Here is a 20,032-nt window from a genome sequence, read left to right on the forward strand (position 1 = left end):
TAGGCAATTTAAAAAGAAAATGTGATACATTTATAAGGAAAGATCAATAAGAAAAGGATGTGAAGCCGATGAAGCTTAATCACCTGAATCTTACGGTCACTGACGTTGCGGCGGCTCGGGCGTTTTTGGAGAAATATTTCGGTTTAAAAGGTATGGACACCGGCGGGGACGCGCGCGGCAGCGCGTTTGCCGTGCTGTTTGATGACAACGGGATGGTGCTTACCTTGATGAAAGGCGCTCAAGTCAGCTATCCCAAAACGTTTCATATCGGTTTCGGGCAGGAGAATGAAGAGAAGGTGAACGAGATTAACCGGCGACTAACGGCCGATGGATTCGATGTCGCACCGCCGCAAAGGTCGCATGCATGGACATTCTACGTGTTGGCGCCGGGAGGTTTTACCGTCGAGGTTTTTGCTTGATCGGGGTTTCAGGGAGAAGCGGACGATGTCGTCAAGCAAGCGATAGGCTCAACGGAAGGATTTACGATTGTTCTCTGCGGGCTAAAAGCGTTTCTTGAGCACGGCATCGTCTTGAATCTCGTATCGGGCAAGGCTCCTTACGCTCACGTTAAATGACCAAAATGGCAGCTGAACCTCCGGGTTCGGTCTGCCGTTTTTTGCTTGCCGTTTTAGAAAAATAAAGTTGTAGAGTGGTACTGACACCTGTTCGCGGCAATCTACAAGTTGTTGCTATCACGACTAATAAACCGCAGACTTTGTAGCGTTTTAATGGAAATCCATCCTTAATTTGAGAGATGCTGTTGGAGAAAAGGTATCCTATATAGCAGTTGTCCGTTTTTCCAAAAGTCAAGGGGGCTACGCAATCTTTGCGTAATTTTTCATCAAATAAATGATTTTCAAATAGCAACTGCCAAACATTGGCGTAAACTGTATAACTTATGAATACTTGAATTCATACTGATAGATTACAATATATAGGTAATTATATTCATTTACTTAATATGGTAAATTATTATATAATTTAACATGGATATAAAAATATTATATTCCAATAAATATGAGAAAAGGTGAATTTATGAAAAAAATGATCCTGAGTTTGACAATGGCTCTTGCAATTCTTCCAGCCACAGCTTTTGCAAGCAATGTCGAGGTTAGCAAAGAAGGTTCTACAGGAAACTCGCCTAAAAAAGTTATTGAGGCATACCTAACTGCTATTAAAACAAAAGATGTACAAAAAATTTCCGAAATTGTAAAAGACAATAGATACTCGTCTGAGGCGGAAGAAATAGAGAACTATACGCGTATGCTCGAATATAAGAGGAACCAAATTAATCAATATGTTATCCAGAAAGAAAATAAAATTTCAAACGATGAAGTTCAGTATGTAGTTATCCTTTCTGCAAATGACGGTAGTAAAGAAGAGACTCCATTTACTGTAAGAAAAAATGAGGGTAAATGGCAAGTTGTTGTGGAAAATGATGATTTGGGAAAAAATCCCTCTTTTAAAGTGATCAAAGAGCCGACAGAGGAAGAGACAGTTAAAGCCGATATTCAACTTTCAAATAATATAGTAACAGAGAAGATGTTGGTTGAGAAAAAGGTTAATAGTGCTGATTCCCTAAAAGCAGCGGGAAGTGCTTTGCTTACTTATAATTGGTGGAATAGAATAGAGAATACTACATTTTACTCGTCCAGTACTTTTGATTTTTCTAAAAGTCAACTACTATTAAACTTTAGACAATGGTGTGATTCCAATCTAGGAAGAGATATTACCACAAATGTAACCTATGCTGTTGTTATCGAAAGTTGGTCAGGGGATACGGTCTGGGGAGAAGTACAAGCAATTCAAGATAATCAAAATAGTTCTGATTCAAAAATTATTTCAGGTAAAGCAGCTGGTCTTAAAGGAGCTAAATTAAGATTTAAAATTCCAAAATATACCCAACAGTCAGGAGATGGAAAAGTATCATTTGCTGGTTTTGGTGAAGTGTACTAAAATGGATAAAAAACGGGGTGTGTCCAAATGGGCAAACCCCTGTGTGTTTTTTAACAAGGAGAATTGATACAAATGGTAAGAAAATTTTTTTATAGCAAAAAGATATTGTTGCCTGTGCTTGTTATTTATTTAATTGTTATGTATAGACTTTTATTTATAAGGGCGAGTACATGGAATGATTATGAGTATAGCCTCATACCATTTATATCTTTTTTTTACAAAGTTAATTTAAGTAGTATAAGGTTTTGGTTAACAAATCTAGGTAATTTGTGCATGTTTGTACCTTTTGGACTCTTAATTCCATCTATTTTCTATTCATTTAGAAAAAAAGCTAGGTATGTGAAACTTTTAATATCAGTGATACTTTGTATTGAACTTATTCAATTGGTGACTAGAGTAGGAATATTTGATGTAGATGATATTATCTTTAATTCTCTTAGTGGAATTTTTGGTTTTTCTATTTTTAAAATGTTAGATAGTCTATTATCAGAAAAGAGAACAATAGTGAAACTGTCAAAAGAAAATAAAGTTGTAGACTAGTACGTGGCGGCGACAACGGGACCTTAATCGAGCAGACTAAGCCTTTTTTCTGCTGATAGCGGGGACACACTTGAGAATTCGTTCGATGTACTGTTTGATGATGAGGGGATGGTGTTCACATTAGGCGTTTAAGTCAGCTATCCTCAAGACTTTTCATATTGGATTTGGGCAGGAGAGCGAAGAGAAATGAGATTAATCAAAGATTGAAAGACGATGGATTTGAGGTTGCGCTACCAAAAAGATCGCATGCATGGAAGTTCTATGTGAAGGATTTTTGATGTTTTATCGTTGAAGTTCTTGCTTACGGACAATGGGACGATGTAAAAACAAGTAAAAAAGGCCGCGGATTCGCGGTCTTTTTTACTTGTTTTGGGGAAGTGAAGGTTTCCCCTTTATTTCGGTTGCGGAAACCAGAATGTGGATCACCTTTTACAGCGATCGCGTGATAACGACGACGGCGGAGCGGGCTTCTTTTTGTCCCGGGCGGCGCTGCCATCCGCTGGTCGGCTTGTCTGTTCCGGCGCCTGCGGCTCCGGGATGGTTAACGGCTACAAACGTAGCCGATTGATTGCCGGCAAAGGAAAGCCCGCTTAAAGCCGCTTCCGTTGGCGCGGATGCGTACTGCTTTGTTTTTTGGGCGGCGCCGGTTGGATGCAGGAGGTAGAGCCCGTTGTTTTTGAATTCCGCCCACGCTCCGGTATTCAGCCGCTCAGGGGCAATATCCGAAGCGACCCAGAGATTGCCGCTGCCGTCGAAAGCCAGGCTGCCGGGAGAGCTAAAGCCGCTCTGGCGCCCGCCGGTGATAAAAGTCTCGGAGGCGAACGCTTCTCCGAAGCCTTCCTTCAAGCGGATGATTTGGCCGTGCAGGTTGCCCCGGATCTCGTTGTGCGTACAGGCGATGAACACGTTGTTATTCGCCGGATGAACGGTTAGAGCGGCCGGCCGGTCGCAGGTAGTGGCTCCTACGATCAGCGCGGCTTCGCTGGCGGATGCCAGGACGTCGCTCTGGGATTGAAACTGCTCAAGCAGCGTTTCCCTGGATTTAAACATGCTTTCGGGAACCTGATAGGCCAGGCGGTTCAACTGCTTCCGAACGTTATCGATGGACAGCTCAATCCAGCGGCCTTGAACAAAATCGGCGGCATAGAGCGTACCGTCGCCGAGCAGCCTGGCGTTCGACTTGCCGTCCGCCTCCGACCACTTGCCCGAGCTTACGAACTTGTAGACGAAGCCGTCCGCCGAATCTTCGCCCATGTACACGACAACCCGGTTGTCGGCGCTTAACGTCATAGCTGCGCTGCCATGATGGAACCGGCCCAGCGCCGTATGCTTGACGGCTTTGCTCTGCTCATCGAACGGGTCGATTTCGACGACCCATCCGTAATGGACGGGCGCCAGTCCGGCGTCGCGGCTGGTCGCTTCGAATCGATTTTCACACGTAAGCTGGGTGTTCCATAAAGTTTGCCCGCCCCCGCGATTGGCGAACGTGCCCTGAACGAGCGTCGCACCGCCGACGGCTTTGGAACCGCGGGCGGGACCGGACAGTTCGACAGGCGTTAACCCGGTAATGCGGTGGGCTATGGTAGAGTCGGAGACGAGCTTCCAATGGCCGAAGGCATCTTTTTTAATATGCAGCACGGCACCGCCTTGATCGTAAAGCAGCTGTTTCTGCTGCTCCCACGTCACAGCTTTTGCACGGTCCAACATCCATGGATACCGGGCCGATTCGTGATTGACCCATAACAGCGCTTCGGAACTGGAGCCGGGAATCGGAAAAAAAGATGTGCAGCTGCTGTTAAAACCTAGCGTATCGCCCGATTTATTGATCGTATCGCCGTATGCGGCCAGCACGTCATAAGCATATCCGCCGGCCAAAAGCAATTGATCCGCATCGGCTGCGGTATGTAAGGTAGGATTAAACGTCTCAGGCAGCTGCTCATAATCGTTGACGCCGGAATTTGCACTGGCTTTTGTACTTAGGATGCTTAGTCCGGAAAATGCAGCCGCCATCGAAGCGGTTCCTGCTCCTAAATATTTCAAAAAATGTCGGCGAGATAGCGTTTTTTTCGATTCCATTCTACAGTTCCTCCGAACATGGGGTGTTTTTAATATAAAGATAGCACAAAATCTACGAAAATGAATGATTTATCCTAATATATTTGCTAGAATTATATTCATCATATTGCTGCCATAATCGACTAGCTGCGAGATAGAGCCGGGGGATGGACTGATATTCAGGATCATCCTCTATTGGTTTGCTCTGAAGCGGAGATTGATTGCAGTGGCAAGTATGGAAAATGAGCGGCTTTTAGGAGGGGACACGATGGGACAGCCTTTTGTAGGGGAGATTCGCATCTTTGCGGGCAATTTTGAGCCTGCCGGTTGGGCGTTTTGCAACGGGCAAGTGCTGGCGATTAGCGAAAACGAAACATTGTTCAATTTGATAGGTACAACTTTCGGCGGGGATGGCCAGAGCACTTTTGCTTTGCCGGATTTGCAAAGCCGCGTCCCGATTCATCAGGGAAACGGGTTTGTACATGCAGAAACGGGCGGAACGGAAAGCGTTACGTTAACCGTCAGTCAAATTCCCGCCCATACTCACACCTCCGGCGTATCGTCCAAATACGGCAGTACGAACAGTCCCGAAAATACGGTGGTTGCGAGGTCGACTTTAAACCAGTTCACTGATGGGACAGGGACGAAAGCGACCATGATGGGGAATGCTTCCACCGTCGGGCCTTCCGGCGGGAGCCAGCCGCACGCCAATGTGCAGCCTTATCTGGCGGTCAATTATATCATCAGCTTATTCGGCATTTTTCCCACCCCGGACGGCGGAAGCGGAACCGAGCCTTTCTTGAGCGAAGTTCGTTGGGTCGCATTTAACTTCGCTCCCGGCGGATACACTCTTTGCAACGGACAACTGATGGCGATCAATCAAAATCAAGCGTTGTTTTCTTTGCTCGGCACAACGTACGGCGGCGACGGCCGGGTAAATTTCGGTCTTCCGAATTTGCAGAGCAGAGTGCCCATCCATCAAGGGAACGGGCACACTTTGGGGGAGAGGGGCGGAGAGCAGGGTCATACGTTAACCATTAACGAATTGCCGGCGCATACGCATGCAATCACGGCCAGCGGCAGCCCGGCCTCGACCAAGACTGCGCAAAACAATATTTTCGCCGTGACCTCTACGAGCTCGTACGCATTGGTGGCGGATAGCGCGTCGGATACCGCGGCTGCTCCCGCCGGCGGGAGTCAGGCGCATTTGAACATGCAGCCTTATTTGGTTTTGAACGCTATTATTGCTACAACCGGCGTATTTCCAAGTCAAAATTAAGGAGAGACACTATGACTGCTACACCGTTTGTTGGAGAGATTTGCATTTTCCCATTCAATTTTGCGCCTAAAGGCTGGGCATTGTGCGATGGGCAGATTATGCCGATTTCGCAAAATGTGGCGTTGTTCTCCTTGCTGGGGACTACTTATGGCGGAGACGGCAGAACTACGTTTGCCCTTCCGAATTTGCAGGGAATGGCAGCTTTGCATGCCGGACAAGGTCCCGGTCTGAGCCTGTATTCGCTCGGTCAAACAGGCGGAACGGAGTATGTCACGCTGATACCGTCCGAGATGCCGGCGCATTCCCATATGCTGCAATATGGAACCGGCGGAGGTACACAAGAGTCGCCGGCCGGCCAAATCTGGAGGGATACGCCCGGGAGGCGCGCAGGACTTGCGTATACAAGCCCGGGGGCGCCGGTGACCATGGGGGAGGCGGCCATTTTGCCGGCGGGCGGCGGGCAGACGCATAACAATATGCAGCCGTATTTGACGCTCAATTTTTGCATTGCTTTGCAGGGCACATTCCCGCCGCGCACATAGTAATGTCAGGTTATTCGACGATGGGGCTGAGAGGAGCATGGGGAAGTGATCTATGAAGAGGAAGGATACGGGCGTTCTTTTTTAAGGCATACATATGTCAAAGTCGCCTTGTTCGGGATTTTGCTTGCGGCAGGCGCGCTGCTGGGGTTTAGCGGTTCGGCGCATGCGGCGGCATTTACGGTAACGACAACAGCGGATACTGTGGACGCCAGTCCCGGGGATAATGCGTGCGTGGACTACGGCGGAAAGTGTTCTCTAAGGGCGGCGATCATGGAAGCGAATGCTCTTGGCGGCGCAAATCAAATTCAAATTCCGCCAGGTGTATATACGCTGACATTGGGCCAACTGCAAATTACGAGCGATATTACGCTTACCGGCACTTCCAATAATCCATCGGATACGATTATTCAGGCAAGCACAAGCAGCGCTTCGACGGCGTCGAACCGGGTGCTCGAATTTAATCCGACTCTTGACTCGATAGGGTATAACGTGACTATACAAGGCTTGACCATTCGTTACGGCAAAGCTCCCGATGTTGACGGGTACGGAGGCGGCGGAATCGCCGGGGACGTCGGGACCAAGACGCTGACCATCAGTAATTCCGTTATCCAGGACAATATCGCTTCGGCCGGAGGGCACGGTGGCGGTCTGTTTGTTTCGGGCTTGCCGGCGGGCAAGGTGCAGTTGACGGACGTTGTGTTTACAGGCAACACGGCGGGTGAAGTGAGCTCGCCCAGCTATAGTTCCCAGGGCGGCGGCATTTATCTGGAAGGCGACATGAGCGTGAACCTGACCAACGTTACGGTGCAAAATAACGTTGCGTACGGCTCCGGCGGAGGGATTTCGTTCGTATCGGCCACGTCGTCTTTGCGGAACGTCACGATAAGTTCCAGCACGATAACGGGTAACAAAGCGATAAGTTCCGGCGGCTTCGGCGGCCGGGCCGGAGGGCTGTTTTTGGGAACTCCGGCCGTCATTACGAACACGACATTGTCGGGCAATACTGCAGGCGGGGACGGTGGCGGGCTGGTACTCGACTTTTATGCAGGTTCCGTATCGCTGACGGATTTGACGGTAACCGGCAACACCGCGACGCGTGGAGGCGGCATATTTGTCAATGCGAGCCAGGCCCCGGTTGTGACCAATACAACCATTAGCGGAAATATGCCTGGGGACGTCGCTGCCAATCCGGATGGAACGGATCTGCAGATTGCGATCGCTCCGAACGGAGTATTTTCTCAAGGCAAGACCGGGGCCCATTATTCGGTTACCGTATCCAATACGGGAAAAGCCAAAACGAACGGCACGGTTACGGCGACGGTTACGCTGCCGACGGGTCTGACGGCTGCAAGCATTGCCGGAACCGGCTGGACTTGCCAGGTCGGAACGTTGACATGTACCCGTTCGGATGCGCTGAACAGCGGGGCAAGCTATCCTGTCATCGATGTGACTGTCAATGTCGCGGCAAATGCGCCGCGTACGGTGACAAGCACTGTGCAAGTATCCGGAGGCGGCAATCTCGACTTCAGCAACGACACGGGCACCCACAATACGACGGTGCAGAGCAGCGATGCAAGCCTGAGCGGACTGGCTTTATCGAATGCGTCGTTAAAGGAACCTTTTGCTTCCGGGACGCTTGCCTATACGGCAGATGTTCCTTATGCGGTCGGTTCGGTAAAGGTAACTCCAACTGTGAACGAATCTCATGCGACCGTTAAAGTAAACAATGTTGCGGTAAGCAGCGGTCAAGCCAGTGGAGCCGTGACGCTAAATGTAGGAAGCAACGTCATTACGGTCAACGCAACCGCGGAAGACGGCTCCACGCAAAAGGCGTACACGATAACCGTAACCCGTGCGGCTCAGTCCACTAACGCGAACCTGAACGCGTTGGCAATAAGTGCTGGCACGTTGACGCCGGGCTTTGGCTCGGGGACGCTCGCGTATACGGCGACCGTGGGAAGCGGCGTAACGAGCGTAGACGTGACTCCGACGGTAGCGGATAATACGGCAACGGTTAAGGTGAACGGATCTACGGCAACGTCGGGCAGTGCCTTCAACGTGCCGCTGAACATAGGAAGCAATACGATCGATGTTGAGGTCACGGCAGAGGACGGCACGACGAAAAAGACATACACGCTGACGGTGACCAGAATATCGAACAACGCGAATTTGAGCGGGCTGAGCGTAAGTTCGGGCGCGTTGACGCCGGTTTTTGCATCGGGTACGTTTGCCTATACGGCGGTCGTGAGCAACGGCACTGCAAGTATCAATGTGACGCCTCAGGCGGCGGACAGCAAAGCGACGCTTACGGTGAATGGAAGCGCCGCATTGTCGGGCGATGCAGTGACAGTGCCGCTGAATGTGGGAATCAATACGATCACGGTTGAGGTTACGGCCGAGGACGGCACGACGAAGCAGACATACACGCTGACGGTGAAGCGCGTGTCGAACAATGCGAACCTGAACGTGTTGTCGATAAGCGCCGGCACGTTGACGCCGATTTTTGCATCGGGGACGTTTGCGTACACGGCAACTGTTAACAACGATGTGACCGGTATAGACGTGACCTCGACGGTTGCACATAGTGCTGCGACATTAACTGTGAATGGAACGACAGCAGGGTCGGGCAGTGCCGTCAATGTACCGCTGAACGTAGGAATCAATACGATCACAGTGGTTGTCACCGCCGAGGATGGTGTGACGCAACAGACGTACACGCTGACCGTGACGCGAAATAAGTCCAGCAACGCGAAATTAAGCGGTTTGACGCTCAGTGCCGGAACGCTGACGCCGGTTTTTGCATCGGGCACGACAGTTTACACGGCAACCGTCGGCAACGGAACAGCGAGCGTGGATGTGACTGCAACGGTAGCAGACAGTAAAGCGACGGTTACGGTGAACGGAAACGTACCGCAGAGCGGAGTCGTTAATGTGCCGCTGAACGTAGGCGTCAATACGATCACGGTCGTTGTCACGGCCGAGGATGCCACGACGCAGCAGTACGAAGTGAGCGTGACGCGAGTATCGAACAACGCTGATTTGAGCTTGTTGACGTTAAGCGCCGGAACACTATCGCCGGCTTTTGACCCGAGTGTGATAGCGTACACGGCGACTGTGGGAAGCGGCGTAACGAGCATTGAAGTGACACCAACAACTGCGCACAATGAAGCAATGCTAACCGTAAACGGAACGAGAGCAACGTCGGGCAGCGCCCTTAACGTGCCGCTGAACGTGGGAATCAACACGATCAAGTTGGAGGTCACGGCGCAGGACGGAGCGACGAAAAAAACATATACGTTGATGGTGACAAGATTGTCCAATGACGCGAGTTTGAGCGGGTTGACGCTAAGTACGGGCACGCTTGATCCGGTTTTTACATCGGCCACGACGGCGTACACGGCAACAGTTGGCAACAGCGCGGCGAGCGTGGATGTGACCGCGACGGTGGCGGACAACAAGGCGTCGTTCACGGTGAACGGAAACGCACCGGTGACAGGCAATACCGCGACAGTGCCGTTGAACGTAGGAATCAACACGATTAAGGTTGAGGTTACGGCCGAGGACGGAACGAAGCAGACGTATACGTTAAATGTAACGCGCGTATCGAATAACGCGAGCTTGAGATTGCTGACGCTCAGCGCCGGAAAGCTAGCGCCGGATTTTGACCCGGGCGCGATAGCGTACACGGCAACCGTCGGCAACGGCACAACGACTGTGGATGTGACCCCAACGGCAGCGGACAGCACAGCTGTGATAACGGTCAATGGAACAACACCGGTGCCAGGCAGCGCCGTCAATGTACCGTTGAACGTGGGAATCAACACGATCACGGTTGAGGTCACGGCACAGGACGGAACGACGAAAAAGTCGTACACGTTGACGGTGACAAGATTGTCCAGCAACGCGAAATTGAGCGATTTGACGCTCAGCGCCGGAAAGCTGTCGCCGGATTTTGAGTCGGACACGACAGCGTACACGGCGACTGTGGGAAGCGGCGTAACGAGTATAGAGGTGAAACCAACAACTGCGCACAATGCAGCAACGCTAACCGTAAACGGAACGACAGCATCGTCGGGCAGCGCCGTCAGTGTTCCGTTGAACGTAGGCAGCAACACGATCAAGGTGCTCGTCACGGCCGAGGACGGAACGCAGCAGACGTACTCGCTGAAAGTGACGCGCGTATCGAACAACGCGAGCTTGGGTGCGCTGACGCTCAGCGCCGGAACGCTTGCTCCCGTCTTTGCACCGGGCACGCTGACATATACGGCGGCCGTCGACAACAGCGCAGCGAGCGTGAATGTGACGGCAGCGGCGGCTGACAGCACAGCTACGCTAACCGTCAACGGAACGCCTGCATCGTCAGGCAGCGCCGTTAACGTGCCGCTGAACGTAGGAGGCAGCAACGCGATTACGGTAGTCGTCACGGCCCAGGACGGCACGACGAATACGTACTCGATCGCTGTAACGCGCAGCCCTTCCTCGAATAAGAGCGTGAAGCTGCAAATTGCTTTAGGCGGGCATATCGAGGAGATTCAGCCGAGTGGTACCGCCACCGACGTGTATACGGCAAGCGTAACGAATGCGGTGTACACGGCCACAGTTACAGGCGTTGTATATGATCCGACAACGCATTTGGCAATCAACGGTCAACCGTCGAACGGACAGCCTGTTACAATCGCTCTGAATGAAGGGCCAAATTCGATATTTGTTAAAGTAACGTCCCAGGATTTGACGGTACAAGATTATATTTTGAAAATTACGCGCTTCGGCAGTGCGGAGCTTACCGGATTGAGCCTGAGCGGAGTGAATTTAACGCCGCCATTCAATTTGGAAACTTTGACTTATTCGGGAACCGTTCCTTACGAAGTCAATTCTACAACGGTGACTGCCTCTGTGTATGATCCAAGAGCGACCGTCACCATTAACGGAGCGCCGGCACTTGCAGGCGTTGCCAGCCAGCCGATCAATTTGGCTGTGGGCAGCAACAGCATTCAGATTGTTGTGACTCCGAATTATGGCGGACAGCCGCAGACTTATACCGTGAACGTAACCAGACAGCAGCAGCCGGCCAGTTCCGGATCAGGCTCCGGATCGGGTTCGATTCCTGCCGAAGCTCCTGTGAAAGTCAGCTTGTCTTTTGGGGAAAATGGAGCGACCTTGCAGGTCGAGGTGCAGCGGGAACGTACACCGGATGGCAGGATTATCGACAAGATTGTATTAGCGCCTGATATTGTCAAACAGGCAGTCGAAGATGCCGCGACAAGCAAGCAGAAGAAGTTCAAACTCATTATCTCGCAAATTCCTGACGGGCACGACGAGTTTAACGTCAATATTTCCGGGGACACGTTGAAAGCTTTGGACGGAAACGGTTTGTCGCTCAGCATCGAGACGGATGAAGTGCAAATTGCGCTTCCCCAAAATGCGGTTGCAAAGGCGCTGCAATCAAATGAAGATTTAAATGTCCGTTTTGTTCCGATTCGTACGGAAGCCGCTAAGAAGGAAGCCAAGAATCGGGTGCTGACTGCGCAGCTCGTAACGAAAGCGGCGGGAAGCGGGAAAGTCGTTCTTCATGGAACGCCGATGACCGTCGAAGCGAACCTGACCAACCAGGAGGCGAAATTGACCTTCTCGTTACAAGGAATTGAAATCCCGTCGGATCCGAAGAAAAGAAACGAATTGTTATCTTCTCTTGGCGTGTATATTGAGCACAGCGACGGACAGAAGGAACTGCAGCGTGGCGCTATTCAATACGACGCACAAAGGAATCCGGTCGGTATTGAAATTGTCATCACCAAATTCAGCACGTTCAGCATCGTCGAGATTCAGAAAAAAGCCGTCGATACCGTTTCCTATACGAGATGGATTGACGGATATCCGGATGGAACTTTTAAACCGAATCAGTCGATCACCCGCGCGGAAGCGGCTAGCATTCTCGTAAAAGCCGTAACCCTGCCGAAGCAGCCAACCGGCGTGCAGCAATTCCGCGATGTGCCGGACACGCACTGGGCGGCAAAAGCCATCAGCCAGGCGCAAGGCGCAGGCTTGCTGGGCGGCTACCCGGACGGATCGTTCAAGCCCGACGCGCCGATAACGAGAGCGGAGCTCGCCGTGATTATCACGAGGCTGAACAAGCTTGAGGCGGCTGGCGGCGCGCTGTCATTCACGGACACGCAAGGCCACTGGGCCGCCGGCTACATCCAAGCGGCGAAAGCTGCCGGATTGGTCGCCGGTTATGAAGACGGCTCGTTCCGGCCGGATCGGCCATTGACGCGGGCGGAAGCGGTAAAAGCGATAAATACGCTGCTGAAACGCCCGACGCCTGAGCTCGGCACAGCAAACTGGAAGGATGTTGTGAAAAAAGATTGGTTCTGGCTGGACGTAGAATCCGCCTCCGCATCTTTCAGCAATACGCGATACGAAGATGGCAGCAGCAATGCGATTGTCATTCCGGAATAGAGCGGGAGTATGAAGCTCAAGAGGTTGTCCTTTAGGTCTACAAAGGCCTGGAGGACAACCTCTTATTTTTTGCGCGGCTTAACTTTAACTATAACCAAACTCTCCATTCCTGCCCGCGAAACAAGTGTGGTAAGGTTAAGGGGCTAGCATATTTTTCCAAAAACCAGGAGGCTGTCAATTGAGTATAAAGCTGCAGGAATGGATCATAGAAGCAGATATTGCGAGTATGCAGGCGGCGATGGAAGCGGGTTCCGTGACATCGGAAGAGCTCGTACAAGTGTATTTGGAGCGGATTAACCGGTATGATTTGGCGATTAATTCCATTTTGGAAATCAATCCGGATGCTTTGCAAACAGCACGGGCTTTGGACCGGGAACGCAAAGAACAAGGAAGCCGGGGGATGCTGCACGGGATTCCCATTTTATTAAAGGATAATATAGACACGCACGATAATATGCATACGAGCGCCGGCTCGATAGCGCTAGCCGAATCCTTCGCTGCGGCGGATTCGTTCGTCGCCTCAAAGCTCCGCGCGGCAGGCGCCGTTTTTCTCGGGAAAACGAATATGACGGAATGGTCCAATTTCATGTCAAGCGCGATGCCGGCGGGGTACAGCTCGCGGGGCGGGTTTGTGCTGAATCCATATGGCCTGGGGAAATTTTCGTCAGCGGGTCCAGTTCGGGATCTGCCGCCGCAGTAGCCGCCAATTTGGGAGCAGCAGCGATCGGAACGGAAACGGCGGGGTCCATCGTCGGCCCTGCGAGCCAACATTTTGTCGTAGGAATCAAGCCTACCGTCGGATTAGTGAGCCGAACCGGCATTATCCCTATTTCCGGCAGCCAGGATACTCCGGGGCCGATTGCGAGGACGGTTTCGGATGCGGTTGTGATTTTGGGTACGTTGACTGGAGCCGACGGCAAAGATCACGCAACCTTGGCGGGCGAGAAGGGTTCCTTTTCCGATTATACGCCGTTTTTGGATGCGCACTTTTTGCGCCATGCGAGAATCGGCATTCCGAGGCATTATTATGAGCATTTGGACGAGGAAAGGCTTGCGATTATGGAAGCCGCCATTGCCGTTTTGAAACAAGAAGGCGCTGCGATTGTCGACCCGGTCGTGCTTCACGTCGAACAGCAAAGCTGGAACAACGAAGTCATCATGTACGAATTCAAGAAGGGGCTGAACGAGTACTTATCGCAATTGGCTGATTCCGTGCCGGTTCACTCTTTGAAAGAATTGATTGCATTCAATGAAAAAAACGCGGAGACAGCTCTCCGATACGGGCAAGACACGCTGACCGCAGCGGAAGCGACGGCATTGACGGAGCAAACCTATTTGCAAAAGAAACAAGCGTACATGGAACTGCCTTTGAAACAAGGAATTGATTATGCCATAGATGCATACGGTTTGGACGCTTTGATGCTGCCTGGGGATGTCGACGGTATGTATATCGCTGCACGGTTGGGGTATCCTTTGATCACCGTTCCGGCAGGCTATTCGGCGAATGGAGTTATTGACCCGGACGGCGATTCCACGAAAGGCCCTTTTGGCGTAGTCTTCTCGGGAAAAGCATTCAGTGAGCCTGTGCTGATCAAAATTGCATACGGGTTCGAACAAGCCACGCGCCACCGGTATCCGCCCCGTCTGGGTTAGGCCGTTATCCGGCCAGCGTCCGGTCGGCTTGCTTGGAGCCGATTGCTTTAAGGGTCCAGGCGGCTCCGAGAAGCGACAGGCCTGTGAGCAGGAAGACGAATTGAATGCCGATCCATCCGCCGAGAAAGCCGCCGAGCAGCGGGCCGACCACGATGCCGAACTGGTTCGCCGATTGGCTCAAGCTGACGGCCCTGCCGCGGAAATCGGGGCCCGAATATTTTACGATCAGCGCATTCATGGACGGATAAACGGCTGCGAACAGCAATCCGTAGCAGAAGCGAAGGATGCCGAAGCCGACAAGCTGATGAACGAAGAGCTGCAGCAGATTGCCGATGCCGCCGCCTATCAGCCCGATGAAGAGCGTCTTGGCGTAGCCGATTTTTTCGCCGATTCTCCCCCAGCGGGGGCCCATAATGACCGTAGCGATGCCGACCGCCGAGAAAACGATGCCCGAGCTGAGCGAAGCGCTGCTGATGCTGCCGCCGATTTGCACCACGTAGATCGTGAGCAGCGGCTCCAAAATCAAAACCGAAGTCGAGACGAGCAAAATAAGCCCATATATCCGCATCAATCTCGCGTTGCCGGCGGCTTGTCTAAGATCGTCGAGCACGCTCGGACGGGCCCCGCTTTGCTTCTCGTGCACCTCTTTTACGCCTGCCAGAACGATGAGCGCGGATACTAGCGTAATAAGCCCGGAAGCGATGAAGCATTCCCGCAGCCCCATCCAATGGCTCAGCACCCCTCCCGCAAGCGGACCGATAATGCCTCCCGCAGCCGTCGACGTCGAGATGACGCCCAGCGCGTAGCCGACATGCTTTTCCGGTGTATTCGTACCGACCAAAGCGACGGAAGCGGGGCTAAAGCCCGCCATAAACCCTTGAAAAATGCGTACAAAAATAAACGTGTAAGGATCGTACACGAAAAAATTGGCAAGATGCGCCAGGCCCAAGCCTATCCCCGAGCGGATAAGCATAGGCTTACTGCCGTATTTATCGGCGAGCGATCCCCAAAAAGGCGCGCACAATCCGCTGACCAAAAAGCTGATCGAAATGGAAACGCCGGACCAAGCTGCCAAGCCGCTCTGAATCCCCAAATCGTTTTGCAAAAAAATAGGGAAAAAGGGCACCGACAATGTATACGCCATGTGGTTGAAAAACATGCCCAGCCATAGCATATAAAGATTGCGTTTCCAGTAAAGCTCCATGCTGCCGCCGCCTTTCGTTTGTTAGCCGCACTGTGCACCCGGTTTATTAGTAATTCATATAAATCACATCAATTAAGTGTGATATAGTCCTAAATTTACCATCCGTCTCTTCGAATTGTCTAATAGATTTTTTCTATGCTTTGGGCGAAGCCCGTTCTCCATGTCGGATAAAGCGGCTTCCAGCCGTAAATGCTGCGGGCTTTGGCATTCGATGCGCCGCGTTCCCATCCGCTGCCGCTCGGCTCGACAGGGGGACGGGGCGCTCCCAAAGCGTCGGCGTAGACGGGCAGCCAATCCGCTCCTTTGGCAGGCTCATCGTCGACGATATTGACCGCGCCTGACGGCCAATCCAAAGCGAGCAGGGCAGCGGCCGCCGCGTCCTCCACATGGATGAAGGAAGTGATTCCGCCGGTCGCCGGCACTTCCTTGAGCCGTATTTTTTCCGCCATGAATCCGTGGCGGTCATACCACGTGCCTTTGCCGTAAAACGACCCGTACCGCAAAATCACGTGGTCCGGCATTTCGGCAACGGCGCGTTCCAGTGCGGCGACGCCGTCAATCGTTCTTTTCCGCGGCGGCGGCGCTGTAATGTCCAAAGAAATATCTTCCGACGCGGGTGCATCGCCCGGCTCATACGCCCATGCGATGCTTTGCGCGATCATTCGCTTGACGCCTGCCGAAAGGGCCGCATCCACCAGATTCCGCGTGCCTTCCACTCTGATTCTGGAGTTCGCCTCGAAGCTGCCGCCGCTCAAAGATGTGAGCTGATGGATGATGACATCCGGCTGCGCTTCATGTACGGCCGACATCATGCTTTCCCGGTCAAAAGCATCGGCAATGACGGCGCGCGCGCACAACTCTTCAATGATGCTTTTGTTCCGCTCGTTATGCGTCATGCCGATAACCTCATGGCCCGCATGCACCAATTTGGGGAGCAGCAAGCGGCCGATCACACCCGTCGATCCTGCTACGAATATTTTCATGTGACATCTCCTCGTTTCCATTCGTTGTCGTTTAGTTGTCCTTCCATGATAGTAGACTGATTAGCCAAGTTTTTTGTGACAAATGCAGAAATGGATTTGAACTGTACGGAAAAATTAAGTACAATGAGCAAAATGATAACTATTCTCATTTATATATTGGGGAAAGAAGGTAGTTTTTTTGGCTGCGGATCTCCTGATTGCCGATATTCACGATTATTTTGACCGGTTTACGGAGCACGTAAACGGAGATGTTCATAGCAGGGGCTGGGAACAGCAGCTTTCGCTGCCGGATCGTCTCGGCAAAGGGACCGTCACCCGGATGCGGATCCGCTCCGGTATGGAAATCGTCGTTTCCGACCTCACCTTTGAGCAGGATTTGAAGCTGCGCGTTCAGGAAGGCTGCCGGATATTCGAGTTGAACTATTGTTTGAGCGGCGAAATTTACTGCGAATGGAACGGCCGTACAAGGCATATCGGTCAACGGACGGGCAACGTATGTTGTTTGGAAGATGTCGGAATTTATATGGAAAAGAAAGCGGGAATCCGCAACCGGACGCTGGAAGTGCGCCTGCGCCCCGACGAGCTGTTCCGCTATGCCGGCGATGCGGCGGATACGTCCCGCATAGGAACGCTGCTGCAGCGTCATCAAGGGAGCATCGACCGCTATCCGAACTCCCCGGCCATTCAAAGATGCGTCATTGACATCATGCAATGCGCCTATCAGGGGCCGATGAAGCGGCTGTATATGGAAAGCAAGGCGATGGAGCTTATCGCGCTATTTTTCCAGCAAGAGGAACAAGCTTCGGCAAGCCGGAATTTCGTATTGCGGCCCGACGATATCGACAAGCTGAATGCGGCCAGGGAATGCGTTTTAAACAATCTGGAAACGCCGTTATCGATCAAGGAACTGGCTAACCGGGCGGGGATCAACGAATTCAAGCTAAAAAAAGGTTTCCGCACATTGTTCGGTATGACGGTTTTCGAGCTTGTCCGCCGGGAGCGGATGCAAAAGGCGCTTTGGCTGATGGAGACGGAGCGGATGAATGTCGGGGAAACTGCGGTTTCTCTTGGGTACAGCAATATCAGCAATTTTACAACCGCTTTTCGCAAGCAGTATGGCTGCAATCCCGGCGAATATTTGAAAACGATTAACCAACCCCTTTCAACCTATGTTTGAAGGGGGTTTTTCATGGCTCCTTTTGCAGGGAAAAAAACTTCCTCCACAGGTAGCGAAAAAACTGCCGACGAGTGATAATCATTATCAAATAAAAAGCTGTTGACCTGCAGGTTAGACCGAAAAGGAGAATAAGCATGAAAAATCATTTTATCGTCATTTTTGTTACAGTTCTTGCCGCCATGATTTCCATCGCGACCTTTAACCCGATTCTCGGGCCGCTTGCGAGGAGCCTCGGATTGACGGAAATCCAGTCCGGCAGTTTGGTTACGATCACCGGGATCTGCTGGATTGTCGGCAGCTTTGTATGGGCCAGATGGGCGCGGGCCGGCAGAAAACGGATCATGATCTCGGCGTTGGCCGGTTACGCGGTTACGCTTGTCGCGTTTGCCTATATCGCCGATACGGCTTCCGCAAGTGCGGGGCACCTTTACTGGATTTTTTTGGCGCTGCGTGCGGTCGCCGGATTTTTCTTCGGGGCGATTCCGGCTATGGCGCAAGGTTATTTGATGGACTGGACGTCCGCGGAAAACCGGGCGAACGGGATGGCTCTGTTCGGAGCGGCCAACGGGCTCGGATTTGTGCTCGGGCCGGCGATGGGAGCCGCTTTGGTATCCGTTGGCCTCACCGCTCCCATGTACGTCTCGGGCGTGTTATTGGCGGCAGTCATCCTTTTGTTCGGGATTCGGATTCCGGGCCGGCAAACCGTCTCCGTACAGGAGAAAGCGGCCAAGCTGTCCCCATGGGATTACCGCATCCGTTTGTATATCGGCATCGGATTGACTTTGTCCGTCGTGATGGTCATTTTGCAGGTGACGGCAGGCTTTTACATGCAGGACCGGCTTGCCGCTTCCGCCCAAGGGGCGGCCAGAATGATCGGCCTCGCCTTGACGATCGCCGGAGTAATTGTCGTCGCTGTGCAAGTGCTGAACACCCGTTTCCTGAAATGGAAGCCCGGCACGATGTTGAAAATCGGACTGTGCGCCCTGGCGCTTGGCTTCTTTTGGTTTATGGCTGCGCCTTCGTATTATGCGGCTGCTTTTGCGGTTTTCGGCATCGGCATCGGATTCACCTTGCCCGGCTATACTGCCGCGGCATCGCTAGCCGTAAGCGAAAACGAGCAGTCCGGCGTTGCGTCTTTTGCGGCCGCTGTGCAAGGAGTCGGCTCATTCGTCGGCCCTATTGCAGGAACCGTCCTCTATTCATTCCAAACGTATCTTCCGTATGTTTTGTGTATTTGTCTGGTTGCATTGTTTATTCCTTTCGTCGCGGCAAAAACGAAGCGGGCGCATGCAGCAGTTTAATCCGCCCCGAGCAAGCGCCTGAACGGCTCGCTGACGATGAGCGTGCCGTTAGCCGGCCGGACAGGTCCGAAGGCCGGAATCAGCTCCTGAGCCGTTACGGGCTCAGGCCGGTCTAGCCACCCGGCGAGATGGGCCAGCGCGCCCAACAGCCGTCCGGGCGCTGTCCCCGCCTCGCGCAGCGCCGCAAGCGTAAGCGCGCCGTCGCGCTTGGCCAGCCGCCGGCCGCTTGCATCGACCAGCAGCGGAACGTGGGCGAAGTCCGGCGCCTTGAGCCCGAGCGCCTCGTAGAGCGCCAGCTGCCTTGGCGTCGAGTCCAGCAGGTCGGCTCCGCGCAGCACGTCGGTGATGCCCATGGCGGCATCGTCGACCGTGACGGCGAGCTGGTAGCTGAACATGCCGTCGGCGCGCTTGACGACGAAGTCGCCCGACGCTTCGCCCGGGCAGGCTTGCGGGCCGGCCAGCGCGTCATGGAACGGCAGCGCATGCGACGGCATGATGAAGCGGAGGGCCGGCGTTTTTTTCGCTGCCCGGGCCTGCCGCTCCTCGGCCGAGAGCGTGCGGCACGTGCCGGGGTAGCCGGCGCCTTCGGACGCAAGCCCATGGGGCGCGCTGCCGATTTGCGCCAGCTCGCTCCGGCTGCAAAAGCACGGGTACAGCCGCCCGGCCTGCTGCAGCCGGTCCAGCGCCTCTTCGTAAAGCCGCTCGCGGCGGCTTTGCTCGTACGGCGCGCAGGGGCCGCCGACGAGCGGGCCTTCGTCCCAATCGATGCCAAGCCACATCAGATCCAGCTGCAGCTGCTCGGCGTAGGCGCGGCGCGAACGGGCTTTGTCGATGTCTTCGATTCGCAGCACGAACTCGCCGCCGGCCTGGCGTATTTGCAGCCAGG

The 20,032-nt window shown here is 52.9% G+C and carries 12 protein-coding genes and 2 pseudogenes; 10 read left to right on the forward strand and 4 right to left on the reverse strand.

The annotated features are described in order from the left end of the window. Positions 1-68: 68 nt before the first annotated feature. From AC0LWT_RS19380 to AC0LWT_RS19395, 4 genes and pseudogenes are all read left to right on the forward strand, one after another. Positions 69-419 (forward strand): VOC family protein, encoded by a 351-nt coding sequence (locus tag AC0LWT_RS19380; RefSeq protein ID WP_474682904.1) that lies wholly within the window; start codon positions 69-71, stop codon positions 417-419. A gap of 616 nt (positions 420-1,035) precedes the next feature. Next, the gene (locus AC0LWT_RS19385) at positions 1,036-1,956 is read left to right on the forward strand and encodes a hypothetical protein (protein ID WP_474682905.1); all 921 of its coding nucleotides are present in this window, start codon (positions 1,036-1,038) and stop codon (positions 1,954-1,956) included. Positions 1,957-2,028: 72 nt separating this feature from the next. After that, on the forward strand, positions 2,029-2,496 hold the full coding sequence (locus tag AC0LWT_RS19390) for a VanZ family protein (RefSeq protein WP_474682906.1): 468 nt from the start codon (positions 2,029-2,031) through the stop codon (positions 2,494-2,496). Between the two features lie 81 nt (positions 2,497-2,577). Continuing rightward, a pseudogene (locus AC0LWT_RS19395) lies at positions 2,578-2,774 on the forward strand (VOC family protein); the annotation flags it as partial. 151 nt (positions 2,775-2,925) lie between these two features. Here the strand turns inward: AC0LWT_RS19395 and AC0LWT_RS19400 are convergent. Beyond that, a complete protein-coding gene (locus AC0LWT_RS19400; RefSeq protein WP_474682907.1) occupies positions 2,926-4,572 on the reverse strand; it encodes a PhoX family protein in 1,647 nt (548 codons plus the stop codon). A gap of 247 nt (positions 4,573-4,819) precedes the next feature. Between AC0LWT_RS19400 and AC0LWT_RS19405 the strand changes: the two genes are divergently transcribed. From AC0LWT_RS19405 to AC0LWT_RS19420, 4 genes and pseudogenes are all read left to right on the forward strand, one after another. Continuing rightward, a complete protein-coding gene (locus AC0LWT_RS19405; RefSeq protein WP_474682908.1) occupies positions 4,820-5,830 on the forward strand; it encodes a phage tail protein in 1,011 nt (336 codons plus the stop codon). An 11-nt stretch (positions 5,831-5,841) separates the two neighbouring features. Then, a complete protein-coding gene (locus AC0LWT_RS19410; RefSeq protein ID WP_474682909.1) occupies positions 5,842-6,372 on the forward strand; it encodes a phage tail protein in 531 nt (176 codons plus the stop codon). Positions 6,373-6,417: 45 nt separating this feature from the next. Continuing rightward, positions 6,418-12,828, forward strand: coding sequence for a cadherin-like beta sandwich domain-containing protein (locus AC0LWT_RS19415; RefSeq protein WP_474682910.1), 6,411 nt, complete (start codon positions 6,418-6,420; stop codon positions 12,826-12,828). Positions 12,829-13,006: 178 nt separating this feature from the next. Continuing rightward, a pseudogene (locus AC0LWT_RS19420) lies at positions 13,007-14,481 on the forward strand (amidase family protein). Between the two features lie 4 nt (positions 14,482-14,485). On the opposite strand, the gene AC0LWT_RS19425 reads toward AC0LWT_RS19420, so the two are convergent. Both AC0LWT_RS19425 and AC0LWT_RS19430 read right to left on the reverse strand, forming a co-directional pair. Then, positions 14,486-15,685: an MFS transporter gene (locus AC0LWT_RS19425; RefSeq protein WP_474682911.1), complete on the reverse strand. Its 1,200-nt coding sequence runs from the start codon at positions 15,683-15,685 to the stop codon at positions 14,486-14,488. A 119-nt stretch (positions 15,686-15,804) separates the two neighbouring features. Then, positions 15,805-16,668 carry an NAD-dependent epimerase/dehydratase family protein gene (locus tag AC0LWT_RS19430; RefSeq protein WP_474682912.1) on the reverse strand — a complete coding sequence of 288 codons (864 nt, stop codon included), beginning with the start codon at positions 16,666-16,668 and terminating at the stop codon, positions 15,805-15,807. Between the two features lie 178 nt (positions 16,669-16,846). Here AC0LWT_RS19430 and AC0LWT_RS19435 point away from each other — a divergent pair, with 178 nt between their 5' ends. Both AC0LWT_RS19435 and AC0LWT_RS19440 read left to right on the forward strand, forming a co-directional pair. Continuing rightward, entirely contained in the window at positions 16,847-17,845 is a 999-nt protein-coding gene (locus AC0LWT_RS19435) for a helix-turn-helix transcriptional regulator (protein ID WP_474682913.1), read from the forward strand. Positions 17,846-17,979: 134 nt separating this feature from the next. Then, positions 17,980-19,146, forward strand: coding sequence for an MFS transporter (locus AC0LWT_RS19440; RefSeq protein ID WP_474682914.1), 1,167 nt, complete (start codon positions 17,980-17,982; stop codon positions 19,144-19,146). Here the strand turns inward: AC0LWT_RS19440 and gluQRS are convergent. After that, on the reverse strand, positions 19,143-20,032 hold an 890-nt coding region (gluQRS, locus tag AC0LWT_RS19445), incomplete at its 5' end, for a tRNA glutamyl-Q(34) synthetase GluQRS (RefSeq protein ID WP_474682915.1). The genes AC0LWT_RS19440 and gluQRS overlap by 4 nt on opposite strands.

The organism is Paenibacillus sp. sgz302164 (genome assembly GCF_056120505.1).

What these genes read in the sequence shown, in the direction of transcription:
- AC0LWT_RS19380 (WP_474682904.1), top strand. Translation starts at nt 69, where the DNA reads ATGAAGCTTAATCACCTGAATCTTACGGTCACTGACGTTGCGGCGGCT.
- AC0LWT_RS19385 (WP_474682905.1), top strand. Translation starts at nt 1,036, where the DNA reads ATGAAAAAAATGATCCTGAGTTTGACAATGGCTCTTGCAATTCTTCCA.
- AC0LWT_RS19390 (WP_474682906.1), top strand. Translation starts at nt 2,029, where the DNA reads ATGGTAAGAAAATTTTTTTATAGCAAAAAGATATTGTTGCCTGTGCTT.
- AC0LWT_RS19400 (WP_474682907.1), bottom strand. Translation starts at nt 4,572, where the DNA reads ATGGAATCGAAAAAAACGCTATCTCGCCGACATTTTTTGAAATATTTA.
- AC0LWT_RS19405 (WP_474682908.1), top strand. Translation starts at nt 4,820, where the DNA reads ATGGGACAGCCTTTTGTAGGGGAGATTCGCATCTTTGCGGGCAATTTT.
- AC0LWT_RS19410 (WP_474682909.1), top strand. Translation starts at nt 5,842, where the DNA reads ATGACTGCTACACCGTTTGTTGGAGAGATTTGCATTTTCCCATTCAAT.
- AC0LWT_RS19425 (WP_474682911.1), bottom strand. Translation starts at nt 15,685, where the DNA reads ATGGAGCTTTACTGGAAACGCAATCTTTATATGCTATGGCTGGGCATG.
- AC0LWT_RS19430 (WP_474682912.1), bottom strand. Translation starts at nt 16,668, where the DNA reads ATGAAAATATTCGTAGCAGGATCGACGGGTGTGATCGGCCGCTTGCTG.
- AC0LWT_RS19440 (WP_474682914.1), top strand. Translation starts at nt 17,980, where the DNA reads ATGAAAAATCATTTTATCGTCATTTTTGTTACAGTTCTTGCCGCCATG.